The organism is Mycobacterium sp. EPa45, assembly GCF_001021385.1.
GTDB lineage: Bacteria > Actinomycetota > Actinomycetes > Mycobacteriales > Mycobacteriaceae > Mycobacterium.
On the sequence record NZ_CP011773.1, the window covers coordinates 3097885 to 3111821 of the forward strand.

14 protein-coding genes are annotated in these 13937 nt (G+C 68.8%); 10 read left to right on the forward strand and 4 right to left on the reverse strand.

The window, feature by feature from the left end; all coding sequences use genetic code 11:
• Nucleotides 1-129: 129 nt before the first annotated feature.
• From AB431_RS14740 to cobG, 3 genes are read right to left on the reverse strand one after another with little or no spacing between them, the layout of a single operon-like run.
• The gene (locus AB431_RS14740; protein ID WP_047330552.1) at nt 130-1584 is read right to left on the reverse strand and encodes a precorrin-2 C(20)-methyltransferase; all 1455 of its coding nucleotides are present in this window, start codon (nt 1582-1584) and stop codon (nt 130-132) included.
• Complete coding sequence (locus AB431_RS14745; RefSeq protein ID WP_047330553.1) at nt 1581-2207, reverse strand: precorrin-8X methylmutase; 627 nt, start codon at nt 2205-2207, stop codon at nt 1581-1583. Before AB431_RS14745 ends, AB431_RS14740 begins: the two co-directional genes overlap by 4 nt.
• A 16-nt stretch (nt 2208-2223) precedes the next feature.
• A complete protein-coding gene (gene cobG, locus AB431_RS14750) occupies nt 2224-3345 on the reverse strand; it encodes a precorrin-3B synthase (RefSeq protein ID WP_047330554.1) in 1122 nt (373 codons plus the stop codon).
• 30 nt (nt 3346-3375) lie between these two features.
• On the opposite strand from cobG, the gene AB431_RS14755 reads away from it, so the two are divergent.
• Genes AB431_RS14755 through AB431_RS14780 form a run of 6 tightly spaced genes read left to right on the forward strand, consistent with a single transcriptional unit; the run spans nt 3376 to nt 8014 of the window.
• Nucleotides 3376-3918: a hypothetical protein gene (locus AB431_RS14755; protein ID WP_047330555.1), complete on the forward strand. Its 543-nt coding sequence runs from the start codon at nt 3376-3378 to the stop codon at nt 3916-3918.
• A 2-nt stretch (nt 3919-3920) separates the two neighbouring features.
• Complete coding sequence (locus AB431_RS14760) at nt 3921-4877, forward strand: DUF4129 domain-containing protein (protein WP_047330556.1); 957 nt, start codon at nt 3921-3923, stop codon at nt 4875-4877.
• A complete protein-coding gene (locus AB431_RS14765) occupies nt 4874-5350 on the forward strand; it encodes a hypothetical protein (RefSeq protein ID WP_047330557.1) in 477 nt (158 codons plus the stop codon). Before AB431_RS14760 ends, AB431_RS14765 begins: the two co-directional genes overlap by 4 nt.
• Nucleotides 5347-6309: a MoxR family ATPase gene (locus AB431_RS14770; RefSeq protein ID WP_047330558.1), complete on the forward strand. Its 963-nt coding sequence runs from the start codon at nt 5347-5349 to the stop codon at nt 6307-6309. The genes AB431_RS14765 and AB431_RS14770 overlap by 4 nt, the downstream gene beginning before the upstream one ends.
• Nucleotides 6309-7547: a DUF58 domain-containing protein gene (locus AB431_RS14775; RefSeq protein WP_047330559.1), complete on the forward strand. Its 1239-nt coding sequence runs from the start codon at nt 6309-6311 to the stop codon at nt 7545-7547. Before AB431_RS14770 ends, AB431_RS14775 begins: the two co-directional genes overlap by 1 nt.
• Nucleotides 7548-7549: 2 nt before the next feature.
• Nucleotides 7550-8014 carry a hypothetical protein gene (locus AB431_RS14780; protein ID WP_052960288.1) on the forward strand — a complete coding sequence of 155 codons (465 nt, stop codon included), beginning with the start codon at nt 7550-7552 and terminating at the stop codon, nt 8012-8014.
• On the opposite strand, the gene AB431_RS14785 is transcribed toward AB431_RS14780, so the two are convergent.
• Nucleotides 7957-8892, reverse strand: coding sequence for a TauD/TfdA family dioxygenase (locus AB431_RS14785; RefSeq protein WP_047330560.1), 936 nt, complete (start codon nt 8890-8892; stop codon nt 7957-7959). The genes AB431_RS14780 and AB431_RS14785 overlap by 58 nt on opposite strands.
• A 96-nt stretch (nt 8893-8988) precedes the next feature.
• Here AB431_RS14785 and cobN point away from each other — a divergent pair, with 96 nt between their 5' ends.
• The 4 genes from cobN to AB431_RS14805 all read left to right on the forward strand — a co-directional run bounded on the left by cobN (nt 8989) and on the right by AB431_RS14805 (nt 13937).
• A complete protein-coding gene (gene cobN / locus AB431_RS14790) occupies nt 8989-12561 on the forward strand; it encodes a cobaltochelatase subunit CobN (RefSeq protein WP_047330561.1) in 3573 nt (1190 codons plus the stop codon).
• A gap of 16 nt (nt 12562-12577) precedes the next feature.
• Nucleotides 12578-12958 (forward strand): PPOX class F420-dependent oxidoreductase, encoded by a 381-nt coding sequence (locus tag AB431_RS14795; protein ID WP_047330562.1) that lies wholly within the window; start codon nt 12578-12580, stop codon nt 12956-12958.
• A 42-nt stretch (nt 12959-13000) separates the two neighbouring features.
• Complete coding sequence (locus AB431_RS14800) at nt 13001-13399, forward strand: PPOX class F420-dependent oxidoreductase (RefSeq protein WP_047330563.1); 399 nt, start codon at nt 13001-13003, stop codon at nt 13397-13399.
• Between the two features lie 67 nt (nt 13400-13466).
• A complete protein-coding gene (locus AB431_RS14805) occupies nt 13467-13937 on the forward strand; it encodes an FxsA family protein (RefSeq protein WP_144418263.1) in 471 nt (156 codons plus the stop codon).

Consider the following 13937-nt stretch of genomic DNA (forward strand, 5'->3'; position numbering starts at 1 on the left):
TCGATGTCCCGACAGATTCGGCCCGATTGTGACGCGTGTGGTCGATGAGGCCAAAGAAATTCTTGAGGATAGGGTCAGAGATGGGGGACCTACCAAAAAGCTTGCCGCAAAGGCGGATTCGTCCAGAGGTCAGCTGGGGTAACGCCGCGGCGTGAACACGGTGTCGCCGTACCACTGCGTCTGCGACGAGCCCACGATCAGCAGGCACCGCATGTCGACATCGGCCGGATCCAGTTCACCCAGCCGCACCACCTTCACCGATTCGCGCGGTCCCGACACATCACGGCCGATCACCACCGGCGTGCCTGGTTCGCGGTGCTCCAACAGCAGATCGCGCATCGCGGCGACCTGCCAGGTGCGGCTCTTGGACGCCGGGTTATAGATCGCCAGCACCAGGTCGGCCTTCGCCGCGGCGGACAGCCTGGTGGCGATGATGTCCCACGGCTTGAGCCGGTCGGACAACGAGATCACCGCGTAGTCATGGCCCAACGGTGCGCCGACCCGGCTGGCGACGGCCTGTGCTGCCGTCATCGCCGGGATCACCCGCACCGCGACGTTCGGCCACTGCTTGGCTTCCTCGAGCACCGCGGTGGCCATCGCGAACACGCCGGGGTCGCCAGATGAGACCACCGCGACCGCATGTCCCTGCTCGGCCAGCTCACACGCCAGCCGCGCCCGCGCCGGCTCGTCGGTGTTGTCGCTGGGGTGACGACGCTGCCCCGCCCGCGCGGGCACCCGGTCCAGGTACGGTCCATAACCGATCAGATCGGTGGCCGTCGCGAGCTCCTGACGGCTCTGCGGCGTCATCCACTCCACGTCACCGGGTCCGAGGCCCACCACCGTGACCCCGCCGGTCACCGGCTTGGACCGTTCGCCGCCGGGCAGGATCACCAGCGAGAAGTACGGCACCGAGTCGGTGTCGACGTCACCGGCCGCCAGCACGCGTTGCGCGTCGGTGCTGGCTCGCTCGACGTAAAACGCCTCGTCGAGGCGGCCCGCTATCGAAAGCGCCTCGCGCACTTGAGGATACGTGCGACCCAGCTTCATCACCACTGCGGCGTCGGCATCCGCCAGCCGGCGGGCCAGCTCGCGCACCGGCATGGTGCCCGGCAGCACCGAAAGCACCTCGTCACCGGTCACCAGGGGAGTGGAGATGGCCGCTGAAGCAGCGCTCACCGACGTGACGCCGGGAATGATCACCGCGCTGAACCGCTCGGTGAGGCGGGTGTGCATGTGCATATAGGAGCTGTAGAACAGCGGATCGCCCTCGGCCAGCAGTGCGACGTCGCGGCCCGCGTCCAGATGGGCGGCGATCCGCTGGGCCGACTCGCGATAGAAGTCCTCCATCGCGCCGGTGTAACCGCCGGGATGCTCGGTGCTTTCGGTGGTCACCGGGTAGACCAGGTGCTCCTCGATCTGGCCGGGGCGCAGGTACGGCTCGGCGATGCCCCGCGCGATGCTGCGACCGTGCCGGGCGCTGTGATACGCCACCACGTCCGCCGCACCGATGATGCGGGCGGCCTTGACCGTCACCAGCTCGGGATCGCCCGGGCCGAGCCCGACGCCATAGAGAGTTCCGGTCATTCCCGCTCACTCGCGATCGCATTCACCGCGGCGGCGGCCATCGCACTACCACCACGACGACCGGTCACCATCAGGTACTCCATGCCGCGCGGCCGGTTGATCAGCTCCTGCTTGGACTGCGCCGAGCCGACGAAGCCCACCGGTCCGCCGAGCACCGACACCGGGCCGGGCACGCCGTCGTCGATGAGCTCCAGCAGCCGGAACAGGGCAGTGGGTGCGTTGCCGATGGCCACGACGGCACCCGCCAGCCGGTCGGCCCACAGCTCCACCCCGGCCGCCGAGCGGGTGTTCCCGCTGCGTTGAGCAAGCTCGGGCGCCCGCGGATCGGCCACCAGCGACACCACGTCGTTGCCGGCGGGCAGCCGCGCGGCCGTGATTCCCGCCGCGACCATCGACGAGTCGCACAGGATCGGTGCCCCCGCCAGCAGCGCGGCATGCGTCGCGGCGACCACACCGGGCGTGAACGCGACGTGTTCGGCGACGTCGACCTGGCCGCAGGTGTGGATCAGCCGGACGACCACGCGCGCGACGTCCTCGGGAAACGGCGTCAGATCGGCTTCGGCGCGAATCGTCGCGAACGACTGCCGATAGATCTCGGCGGCGTCGCGAATGTAGTCGAGCACTGCAACACCCTACGACTTAGCGTGATGCGGGACCGAACCCATCGGTCGTCGCTACGAACACCTGCCCCGCCGGGGGGCTGCCGCATGCCCGCTCGCACCCGACGTAGTGGACATGGGAGCCCGCCAAGTCGCCGACGCCTTCACGTGCCACCCGGGTGGCCTCGGCGCGGACGTCGGCCAGCGACTTCTCACATCCGGGGCTGCCCACGCAAGCGCTGATGTCCAGCCAGGGTGAGTTCTCGTCGAACACCAACCCCATCGGCGCCAGCACCCGCAACGCCGTGTCGGCAATCCCCTCGTCGAGGTCACACACCAGCAGTGAGCGCCACGGGGTGATCACCACCGGCGCGTCGATGGCGGCGACGAATTCAGCCTGTCGGGCTTGCAGCACGCCCAGCGGAATCGCCGCGCCGAGCGCCACCCGGCCGTCGTCCTGCGTGATCCAGCCAACCGGCGGGCGCACTACAGGCGGATACTCTCCGCCAGGCACCGCAGTCGCCGAGAAATCCGCCAGCAATGGCGACGAATCATCCAATTCAGCTATCCGCCATGCATTTCCGCGAATCTCGACGAATCGGCGCGCCACTGCGATCAACGCGGTCACGACGTCGTCCGGGCCCACGCGGATCCCGGTGTCGCGGCCCGCCAGCAGCAGCGCCGCCCCGTCGGCGTGCATGTGAACCCCGGCGTCGGCGCCCAGTCCGGAAATGTCGCCGCGGCCGTCGTCGAGCCCGAACAGGAATCTGCCGGGCAGCCGTGCCAACTCCGAGTCGGCCCGAATGGCGAGATCCAGTTCGGCCACCCAGGGCCGCACGTCGGCCAGCCCGCCGAGCCGGCCCGACAGCGGTGACGCGACGATGTTGCGCACCCGCTCGTGAGTGGGTGAGGGCAGCAGCCCCGCGGCAGCCGCGGCATCGGCGACAGCTGCCGCATCCCGCACCCCGCGCAGCTGCAGATTGCCCCGCACAGTGAGTTCGAGGGTGCCGTTGCCAAACCCGGTGGCCGTGTGCGCCAGCGCTTCCAGCTGCCTGGGAGCGATCATCCCCCCGGGCAACCGCAGCCGGGCGAGCGCGCCGTCGGCCGCCTGGTGCACCTGGAGGGCACCGGGGCAGGCGTCGTCGTCGCGCAAACGCTTCACCCGTCCACCGTACGGGCGTATGTTCGGGCCATGGCGACGGCTGCCGCTCCGCGGGTGGGAATCATCGGCGCCCGAATGTCCGGCCTGTGTATGGCCAGGAAGCTGCAGGAGGCCGGCATCGATTCCGTCGTCATCCACGAACAGGCCCACTGCGACATCCGCAGATACATCCGGTTCGGCACCGAGGTCATCGCCGCCCGATACGAGAATGGCCGCTTGCGGGTGAGCACCGACTCCGGCGGCTTCCTGCGGGTGCCGCGTGTCGCGGACATCCCGGGCCGGGACAACTTCGCGGGACGCGCTTTTCACTCCGCCCGCTGGGATCATTCGGTTCATCTGCCGGACAAGAGGATCGATCAGATCCGGACCGGCCGAGTGGCCAGCGCCGCGCCCACCAAGACCTACAACGAGGACATCAAAGCTGCTCTGCCCCGGACGATCTGGGCCAGTGGATGCAACAGCTGGTATATCGGCAAGGACGGTCTGTCCGAGGTTTTTCCGTGGCACCGGGGCCGGCACCGGGAACTGCTGCGCGCTCCAGTGGTCGCCGACTTCGAGGTCCGAACGCACTGACGATGACCGGGACCAAACACGCGAAAATGCGGGCCGCCGCATTGATAGCGCTGGTCCTGCTCCTCGGGATCGCACTGCGCGGCAGGGTGCCCGGTGCGCAGCCCGCCGCGCGGGCGCAACCGGGCGACAGCACCGGCAGCCTGCTCGGGCTGCTGACACTCGTGCTGGCCTGCCTGCTGGTGATCATCGTGTCGATCGTGGCGAAGCTGCGTGACCCGCAGCGCGCCAAGCAGGCCACGCGGTCCCAGGTTCCCGGCGGTGGCGGCGGCGCCGGGGTGCGACAGAGCTGGCGCTTCGTGTCGGTGATCGCCGCCGCCATCCTGGCGTGGCTGTTGCTGGCCGCGCTGTTCGCGCAGCTGAGCCCCCCGCAGTTCCAAGGCGGCCCGCCACCGACTCAGCCGGGCCCCGCCCCGACCGGCACCGGGCCACCCGGCCAAGCCGACGCGCCGCCCCCGCCGGCACCCGGGCCCGGCGCCTACGACCCCGTCTTCTGGTACCTCGTCGCCAGTTTCGCGGCTTTACTGGTCGTGATGCTGATCGGGGCGCTCCTGCTGCGGGCGCGCGAACGCCGGAACGCGCCCGGCTCGCCGTCAGATGACCTCACGTCAGAGGAGCCGACCTCGCAGGGACCCGGTTCGCTCGCCCTTGCGGCCGCGCGTGGCCTGGCCGAGGTCGGCGACCTCAGCCGTGAACCGCGGGAGGCCATCATCGCGTGTTACGCGGCGATGGAACACGCACTCGCCGACGCCCCCGGCGCCGCACCGCAGGAATCCGACACCCCGTCCGAGGTACTCGCGCGTGCCGTCGAACACGAGGCGATCCACGCCGGGAGTGCAACCGAACTCGTGACGCTGTTCGCCGAAGCCCGATTCTCCACTCACGTCATGAACGAGGGACACCGCGAAGTCGCCGAACGCGCCCTTCGGCTGGTCCTCGACGAGCTGCGGAGTCCAGTGTGATCCGGCTGGTGGCCGGCGGCCTGGTCCTGGTCGCGGGGGCCGAGGTACTGGCACTGGTTCTGGGCGCACGGCAATGGGTGCTGCCGGCCGCCGGGCTTGCGCTCGTGGTGTTCCTCCTCGCTGCACGCCTGACTATCGCTGCGGCACAACGCTATCCGGCAACAGATGGAATCAACGACGATCCCGCGGAGGCGTTGCGGCGCTGGCGGTCCCGCACCGAGTCGACGATTCGGTGGGCGGATTCCACCCGCGAAGACTGGGACCGGCATCTGCGGCCGCGGCTGGCGCGCGAGTTCGTGCTCGCGACCCGCCAGCGGGATCCGGCGGCAATGCGTGCGACCGGACGCATCGTGTTCGGCGATGACCTGTGGGGCTGGGTGGACCCCAACAACATCGTGCGCGCGCGGAGTCGCGAGCCCGGACCCGGGTACGCGACGCTCGAGGAAATCCTGCGAAGGATGGAAAACCTATGACGATGCCGGCCCCGGCGATGACGGCTCAGTGCGAAGCGGTGCTCGACGAGATCGAACAGGCAGTGGTCGGAAAACGCGCCGCGCTGACCCTGATTCTGACCACTGTGCTGGCAGGTGGGCACGTGCTGATCGAAGACCTGCCCGGTATGGGTAAGACATTGATCGCACGGTCGTTCGCGGCCGCCCTCGGGCTGCGTTTCACCCGCGTGCAGTTCACCCCGGACCTGCTGCCCGCCGACCTGCTCGGGTCGACGATCTACGACATGCAGTCGGGCCGCTTCGAATTCCGGCCCGGCCCGATCTTCACGAACCTCCTCATGGCTGACGAGATCAACCGCACGCCACCCAAGACTCAGGCCGCCTTGCTCGAGGCGATGGCCGAACGCCAGGTCAGCATCGACGGCGAGACCCACCGGCTGCCTGCGCCCTTTATCGTGCTGGCCACCGACAACCCGATCGAATACGAGGGCACCTACCCGCTGCCGGAAGCTCAGCTCGATCGGTTCGCCGTCAAGGTGGCCTTGAAGTACCTCTCCGAGGCCGAGGAGGCCTCGATGCTGCGCCGCCGCCTGGAGCGGGGCTCGGCCGAGGCGACCATCAAGCAGGTCGTGGACGCCGAAAGCCTGTTGGCCATGCGGGAATCCGTGGAACAGGTCTCGGTGCACGACGACGTCCTGCACTACGTGGTCTCGCTGGCGACCGCTACTCGCAGTCACCCGCAGGTCGCGGTCGGCGCCAGCCCGCGCGCGGAACTCGACCTGGTCCAGCTGGCCCGTGCCAGTGCGCTGGTGTCCGGTCGTGACTACGTGATTCCTGAGGACGTCAAGGCGCTGGCGGTGCCCGCGATCGCCCATCGGATCAGCCTGCGACCCGAGATGTGGGTACGCAGCGTCCACGGATCCGATGTCGTCGAGCAACTGTTGCGGCGGCTGCCGGTGCCACGGGCCCGCGGGCAGTGATGGACGACAGCCGTTCCCTTGACGCCGTATTGACTTGGCGAGCATCGGCACTGACACGGGCGATCGCGACCTGCGCTGGTGTCGCGCTGGCGTTGGCGGTGATCGCCTCGCGCTGGCAGCTGATCGCCTTCGTGGCACCGATGCTGGGCGTGCTGGCCTCGATCGGTTGGCAGCGTAGACCGGCGGCGGTGTCGGTGATCGGTCACCCGGCCATGACTCGCTGCTTCGAGAACGAACCGATGGAGCTGAGTGCGGAGCTGGCCGAAAGTGCCAGGGGCGCAACACTGGAACTCGAGATGGTGCCCGGTCTGCAGACCGAGATAATCGAAGCCGACCGACGGCGCATCACGGTGTCCGCCCAGGCGCAGCGGTGGGGTCGGTATCCGCTGCGCACCCTGGCGCGGCTCGACGCGGCCGGTGGCCTGCTCACCGGCACCGCCACGGTCGACGTCGCGGACCTCTTCGTCTTCCCGGTGGCACCCCCACAACCCACCGGCATTCCACGCACGGAACTGCCCGACCGGCTCGGCACTCACCTGACCCGACACATCGGTCCGGGGGTCGAGTTCGCCGACATCCGCCCCTACCTGCCCGGCGACCAGCTCCGTGCCGTGAACTGGTCGGTCAGCGCCCGCCGCGGTAGCTTGCACGTCACCGAACGGCTGACCGACCGGGCTGCCGACGTGGTGGTGCTTGTCGACATGAGCGCTCAACCCGCGGGCCCCGCCACCGCGGTCACCGAGCGGGCACTGCGCGGCGCGACGCAGGTGGTGCAGACCGCACTGCGCAACGGGGACCGGGCCGGCATCGTCGGGCTGGGCGGCCGCCGGCCCCGCTGGCTCGGCGCCGATATCGGCCGGCGCCAGTTCTACCGGGTGCTCGACGCGGCGCTCGGGGTCGGGCGCGAATACCAGGACACCGCAGGCACATTGGCGCCCCGGGCGGCGGTTCCGCCGGGCGCGGTCGTCGTCGCATTCTCGACGCTCCTCGACACCGAGTTCGCGCTCGCACTGATCGACCTGTCCAAACGGGGGCACACCGTGGTGGCGGTCGACGTGCTGGAAGGCTGGCCGTTCACCGACAACGAGCCGATCCTGCAACGGATGTGGGCGCTGCAGCGCTCGTCGATGTACCGCGACATGATGGTCATCGGCGTCGACGTGGTGTCCTGGCCGGCGGGCATCACCCTCGATCAGGCGATGAGCCTCGTACCCGACCGGGCCCGGCGGTCGTCATGACAATGAGGAGGCTCGTCGCGGCCCCCTTCGGGGTGGCGATGACCGCGGCAGCGGCAGTCGGTGCCGACAGCCGCGGGCTGGCCGCGGCTGGAGTCGCCTTGATCGCCATCCTCGTCGGGTTGTATGTGCGGGCCGCGGCGACCGCGGCCGTCCTGTCGGTCGTGTGCGCTGTCGCGTTGACCGCGCCGCACCCGATGCTCGCCGCAGCATCGGGAGTGTGCGCGACGGCGTACCTGGTGCTGATGTACGCGCCACTCAACCGCGCGACAGCGATCGCGATCGCCGGCTTTGCGGTGGCTGGGGCGCTGGCCACCACCGTCGGTGTCGGAGTGCCGTGGCTGCCGCTACTGGCGCCGGTGGCGGTCGTCGCCGCCGTCGGCGTGGCGCTGAGCCCGTTCGTCGATATCCCTCAGGCGGCCCGAACCGGCACTGTTGCAACGACATCGGGGGACACCACGCCGGAGTAGTGCGACGCGTCGCCGGCCACCACCCGGCTGGGCTGCCCGTGCACATCGACCGGAACGTCACCGGCCAGTGTCACCCTGCTCAGGAAGCGGAACTGGTCGTCGTAATCGGCGACCCCGTAGTGCTGGGTGGCGCGGTTGTCCCACACGGCGATGTCGCCGAGCTGCCAATTCCACCGGACGGTGTTCTCCAGCCGGGTGATCCGGTTCTGCAGCACGGTGAACAAGCTGGCCGACTCGCTGCTGCCCAACCCGACGAACCGCTTGACGAAGTGGCCGAGCAACAGAACTCGTCGGCCCGATTCAGGATGCACCCGCACCACCGGATGCTCGGTCTCGTAGTAGGACGACTCGAATTCGGCCCGGTACTCCCGGGTTTGGTCGCTGACCACCTTCTCGGCCTGCCCGCCGGCGTAATCGTAGAGGTTGGTGTGGGTCGCCCATGGATTCTCGGCGAGTGCTTTCAACGCCGGGGGCAGCTGGTCGTAGGCCGCTTCGGTGTTGGCGAAGACCGTGCTGCCGCCGTAGGCCGGCAGGGTCACCGCACGCAGCAGCGACGCCTTGGGCACCCGGTCGACGAACGTCACGTCGGAGTGCCAGGAATTGGCTTTGTCGAAGCGCGAGTCGATGGGCAGCACCGTCTCGCCGCGGGAGGTGACGGTCGGGTGAGCAACGGTCGGCACGCCGAACAGGCGGGCCACCGCGATCTGGTCGTCGTCATCGAGATGATGCTGCTCGCGAAAGAAGATGACCTTGTGTTCGAGCAGTGCCGCGCGGATGGCGTCGACTGTGTCGGGGTGCAGGTCGCCACCGAGCCGCACACCGTGGACCACGGCGCCGATGTGGGCTCCGAGCTTGGAAACGTCGAGGGGGAAGGACATGGATCCGATGATCTGGCCGCGCGGGGGCTCCGTACACCCTTGCGCTAGCCACGATCCGAATAGGGCGCGACAGCCCCCGTACGGTACGAATGGTGGGTGTCTACCACCGTGTTGCTGCTGTCCACGTCGGACACCGACCTGATCACCGCCCGTGCCAGCGGCGCGGATTTTCGGTGGGCCAACCCGGCCCGGCTGATCGACGGTGAGCTGGCCGAGCTGGTCGAGGGCGCCGACGTGGTGGTGGTGCGGATTCTCGGCGGCTACCGGGCGTGGCAGGACGGAATCGACGCGGTGGTGGCCAGCGGCCGCCCGACCATCGTCGTGAGCGGCGAGCAGGCTCCCGACGCGGACCTGATGGAGCGTTCTACGGTGCCCGCCGGCATCGCCGTGCAGACCCACATCTACCTCGCCCAGGGCGGAGTGGAAAACCTGCGACAGCTGCACGCGTTCCTGTCCGACACGCTGCTGATGACCGGCTTCGGCTTTAACCCGCCGTCGGCCACCCCGACCTGGGGCGTGCTGGACCGGGCGGGCGCGGCCACCGACGGGCCGACCATCGCCGTGCTGTTCTACCGGGCTCAGCAGCTGGCCGGCAACACCGCCTACATCGAGGCGCTGTCCACCGCGATCGAAGCGGCCGGCGGGCGGGCGCTGCCGGTGTATTGCACCTCGCTGCGCACGCCCGAACCCGAACTGCTGGCGCTGCTCGGTACCGCCGATGCCATGGTCGTCACCGTGCTGGCCGCCGGCGGAGCCCGTCCCGCCACCGCGGGCGCCGGCCACGACGACGACAATTGGAACGTCAAACACCTTGCTGCCCTCGATGTTCCGATCCTGCAGGGACTGTGCTTGACGAGTTCGCGGGCAACCTGGTCCGGCAACGACGACGGCCTGAGCCCGCTGGATGTCGCCACGCAGGTGGCGGTGCCCGAATTCGACGGCCGCATCATCACGGTCCCGTTCTCGTTCAAGGAGATCGACTCCGACGGTCTCATCTCCTACCTGCCCGACCCGGAGCGGTGCGCACGGGTCGCCGGCCTGGCCGTCAAGCACGCCAACCTGCGCCGAGTCGGCGCGGAAGACAAGCGGCTGGCCCTGGTGTTCTCGGCCTACCCCACGAAGCACTCCCGGATCGGCAATGCCGTCGGGCTCGACACCCCGGCCAGTGCCGTGGCACTGCTGCATGCGTTGCGTGACGCCGGCTACCGGATCGGTGAGATCCCCGGCGTCGACGCGTCCGACGGCGACGCCCTGATGCATGCGCTCATCGAGCGCGGCGGCCAGGACCCGGACTGGGTTACCGACGGCCAGCTGGCGGGCAACCCCATTCGCATCCCGGCCGCGCAATACCGCGAGTGGTTCGCGGCGTTGCCCGACGAGCTGACCGAGGCGATGGTCACCCACTGGGGCCCGCCGCCTGGTGAACTGTTCGTCGACCGCAGCCGGAACCCGGACGGCGAAATCGTTGTCGCCGCAATCCAATCCGACAACATCGTGATCCTGGTGCAACCGCCGCGCGGATTCGGCGAGAACCCCGTCGCGATCTACCACGATCCCGATCTGCCGCCCAGCCACCATTACCTGGCCACCTACCTGTGGCTGCGGCACTCCTTCGGCGCGCACGCCGCCGTGCACCTCGGTAAACACGGCAACCTGGAATGGCTGCCCGGCAAGACCGTTGGTATGTCGGCGTCCTGCGGAACCGACGCCGCGCTCGGCGACCTGCCGCTGATCTACCCGTTCCTGGTCAACGACCCGGGGGAGGGCACCCAGGCCAAGCGCCGCGCGCACGCCACCCTGGTGGACCATCTCATTCCGCCGATGGCGCGGGCCGAAAGCTACGGCGACATCGCCCGACTGGAACAGCTGCTCGACGAGCACGCCAACATCGCCGCGCTCGATCCGGGCAAGCTGCCGGCCATCCGTCAGCAGATCTGGACCCTGATGCGCGCGGCCAAGATGGACCACGATCTGGGCCTGGCCGAGCGACCCGAGGACGACTCGTTCGACGACATGCTGTTGCACGTGGACGGTTGGCTCTGCGAGATCAAGGACGTTCAGATCCGCGACGGGTTGCACATCCTCGGCGCCGCGCCGGCCGGTGAGGCCGAACTCGACCTCGTGCTGGCGATCCTGCGGGCCCGCCAGCTGTTCGGCGGCGAGCAGCATCTGCCCGGCCTGCGTGAGGCGCTCGGGCTGGCCGAGGACGGCAGCGCCAACCGGGGGGAAGTCGACGAAGCCGAACAGCAGGCCCGCGTGCTGTTGGCCGGCCTGCAGGCCACCGGCTGGGACGCCGCCCGGGTCGGGGAACTCACCGACGACGACGGTGTCGCGGCGATCCTGCGGTTCGCGGCCACCGAGGTGGTGCCGCGGTTGGCCGGCACGGCCGCCGAGATCGAGCAGGTGTTGCGCGCATTGGACGGCCGCTTCATCGCGGCCGGGCCGTCCGGCTCACCGCTGCGCGGTCTGGTCAACGTGTTGCCGACTGGCCGTAACTTCTATTCCGTCGACCCCAAGGCCGTCCCGTCCCGGCTGGCCTGGGAAACCGGCGTGGCCATGGCCGATTCGCTTCTTCAGCGCTACCGCGCCGACCACGGCGACTGGCCGCGATCGGTCGGGCTGTCGGTGTGGGGTACCTCGGCGATGCGCACCTCGGGCGACGATATCGCCGAAGTCCTTGCGCTGCTGGGCGTCCGGCCGGTCTGGGATGACGCGTCTCGGCGCGTCGTCGACCTCGAGGCCATCACGCTGGCCGAGTTGGGGCGGCCCCGGATCGACGTCACGGTGCGCATCTCCGGCTTCTTCCGCGACGCCTTCCCACACGTCGTCACGATGCTCGATGACGCGGTGCGCCTGGTCGCCGGCCTCGACGAACCGGCCGAGCAGAATTTCGTCCGCGCGCATGCCCAGGTTGACCTTGCCGAGCACGGTGATGAAAGACGAGCAACCACAAGGATTTTCGGCTCCAAACCGGGAACCTATGGTGCCGGTCTGCTGCAGCTGATCGACAGCCGCAACTGGCGCGACGACGCCGATCTGGCGGAGGTGTACACCGCATGGGGCGGTTTCGCCTATGGACGCGAGCTCGACGGCAGGCCGGCCGCCGACGACATGTCCACCCAGTATCGCCGAATCGTGGTCGCCGCCAAGAACACCGACTCCCGCGAGCACGACATCGCGGACTCCGACGACTACTTCCAGTACCACGGCGGCATGGTGGCGACCGTGCGGGCGCTGACCGGTAAGGCGCCGGCGGCCTACATCGGCGACAACACCCGCCCGGATGCCGTGCGCACCCGCACCCTGTCCGAGGAGACCACCCGGGTGTTCCGCGCGCGGGTGGTCAACCCGCGCTGGATGGCGGCGATGCGCAAGCACGGCTACAAGGGCGCCTTCGAGATGGCCGCGACCGTGGACTATCTGTTCGGCTACGACGCGACCGCGGGCGTGATGGCCGACTGGATGTACGAGCAGCTCACCGAGTCCTACGTGCTGGACCCGGAGAACCGTAAGTTCATGAACGAGTCCAATCCCTGGGCGCTGCACGGGATGTCGGAGCGGCTGCTCGAGGCGGTCGGTCGCGGGATGTGGGAGAGCCCGGATCCGGCCACGCTGAACGGTTTGCGGCAGGTGTTGCTGGAAACCGAAGGCGACCTCGAAGCGCGTTAGAGGCTAAGTTGAGTGCATGGCACTTACGTTCGCTGAGGTCGTCAACGCCAAATACATCTCGCTGACCACGTTCACCAAGGACGGCAGGCCCAAGCCGACCGCGGTCTGGGTCGTACCCGACGGCGACGCCGCGCTGGTGATCAGTGAGAAAAACGCGTGGAAGGTCAAGCGCATCCGCAACACCCCGCGAGTGACGGTGGCGATCTGCGATGTGCGCGGCAACGTCAAGAGTGAAGCCGTGGAAGCGGTAGCGGCCGTCCTTCCCGAATCTCAGACCGAGCGGGTGTATCAGGCGATCGGCAAGCGCTACGGGATCGTCGGGCACGTCTTCAATTTCTTCAGCAAGCTGCGTGGTGGCGTCAAGCGCACCATCGGCCTGGAATTGCGCGCCGCCTGATCCCGACGCTTTAAAACGCCCGCGGAGGGGAACAGTCACGGCATGGCTAACTCGGTCGCCAATCCCACCTTCCCCGACGTCGCACAGGCGAAATACCTGTTGCTCACCACGTTCACCAAGGACGGCACACCCAAGCCGACGGCCATCTGGGGTGTGCCCGACGGCGACCGGTTGCTGGTCATCACCGACCGGGTGTCATGGAAGGTCAAGCGCATCCGCAACACCCCGCGGGTCACCATCGCCGAGAGCCATGCGCTCGGAAAGCCGAAAGGCCCGGCGGTCGAGGCGACGGCCCGCGTGTTGCCGGACTCGGAGACCCGCGGCGTCTACAACAAGGTGCTGCGCCGCTACTGGCAACACTCGTGGTGGTTCTACCTGCACAGCCTGGTCCGCGGCGGCATCGACAAAGTGCACGTCGCTCTCGAGATCACGCCGCAATAGAACTCACAGGGTCTTATCAGGCCGGCCGGAACCAGGCCGGTTCGCTGCTCGTTGGCACTACATGGTGATGCGGACGCTCTTGCTCTACGCCGTGGTCGAGCTGGCGGTGTTGGCCGCCCTGACCTGGTCGGTCGGCATCGGCTGGACGCTGCTGATCCTGCTCGCTACCTCGGTGATCGGGGTCGCCTTGGCCGGTTCGCAGGTCAAGCGCCAGATCCTCAAGCTGCAGCGCACCCGAACCAACCCACAGGGTGCGGTCGCCGACAGCATGCTCGTCGCCCTCGGCACCGTCCTGATGTTCATTCCCGGCATCGTCAGCACCGCGATCGGTGCGCTGATGCTACTGCCGCTGACTCGCAGCGTGGTGCGGCCGCTGGCCGGAATGCTGCTCACCCGCGGCATCGCCCGCCGGGTCAGCGTCATCAATCTGACCGCGCCCAGCGGTCATCCCGGCCGCGGCGACTACATCGACGGCGAGGTCGTCGAGGAGCAGGTCTACGGTCCGGTCCACGACGCCAACATCGTCCGCCGGTACTGA

Excerpts from the sequence above, each read along its gene's own strand:
- AB431_RS14740 (WP_047330552.1), bottom strand. The coding sequence starts at position 1,584 with ATGACCGGAACTCTCTATGGCGTCGGGCTCGGCCCGGGCGATCCCGAG.
- AB431_RS14755 (WP_047330555.1), top strand. The coding sequence starts at position 3,376 with ATGGCGACGGCTGCCGCTCCGCGGGTGGGAATCATCGGCGCCCGAATG.
- AB431_RS14760 (WP_047330556.1), top strand. The coding sequence starts at position 3,921 with ATGACCGGGACCAAACACGCGAAAATGCGGGCCGCCGCATTGATAGCG.
- AB431_RS14770 (WP_047330558.1), top strand. The coding sequence starts at position 5,347 with ATGACGATGCCGGCCCCGGCGATGACGGCTCAGTGCGAAGCGGTGCTC.
- AB431_RS14775 (WP_047330559.1), top strand. The coding sequence starts at position 6,309 with ATGGACGACAGCCGTTCCCTTGACGCCGTATTGACTTGGCGAGCATCG.
- AB431_RS14780 (WP_052960288.1), top strand. The coding sequence starts at position 7,550 with ATGAGGAGGCTCGTCGCGGCCCCCTTCGGGGTGGCGATGACCGCGGCA.
- AB431_RS14785 (WP_047330560.1), bottom strand. The coding sequence starts at position 8,892 with ATGTCCTTCCCCCTCGACGTTTCCAAGCTCGGAGCCCACATCGGCGCC.
- AB431_RS14795 (WP_047330562.1), top strand. The coding sequence starts at position 12,578 with ATGGCACTTACGTTCGCTGAGGTCGTCAACGCCAAATACATCTCGCTG.
- AB431_RS14800 (WP_047330563.1), top strand. The coding sequence starts at position 13,001 with ATGGCTAACTCGGTCGCCAATCCCACCTTCCCCGACGTCGCACAGGCG.
- AB431_RS14805 (WP_144418263.1), top strand. The coding sequence starts at position 13,467 with ATGCGGACGCTCTTGCTCTACGCCGTGGTCGAGCTGGCGGTGTTGGCC.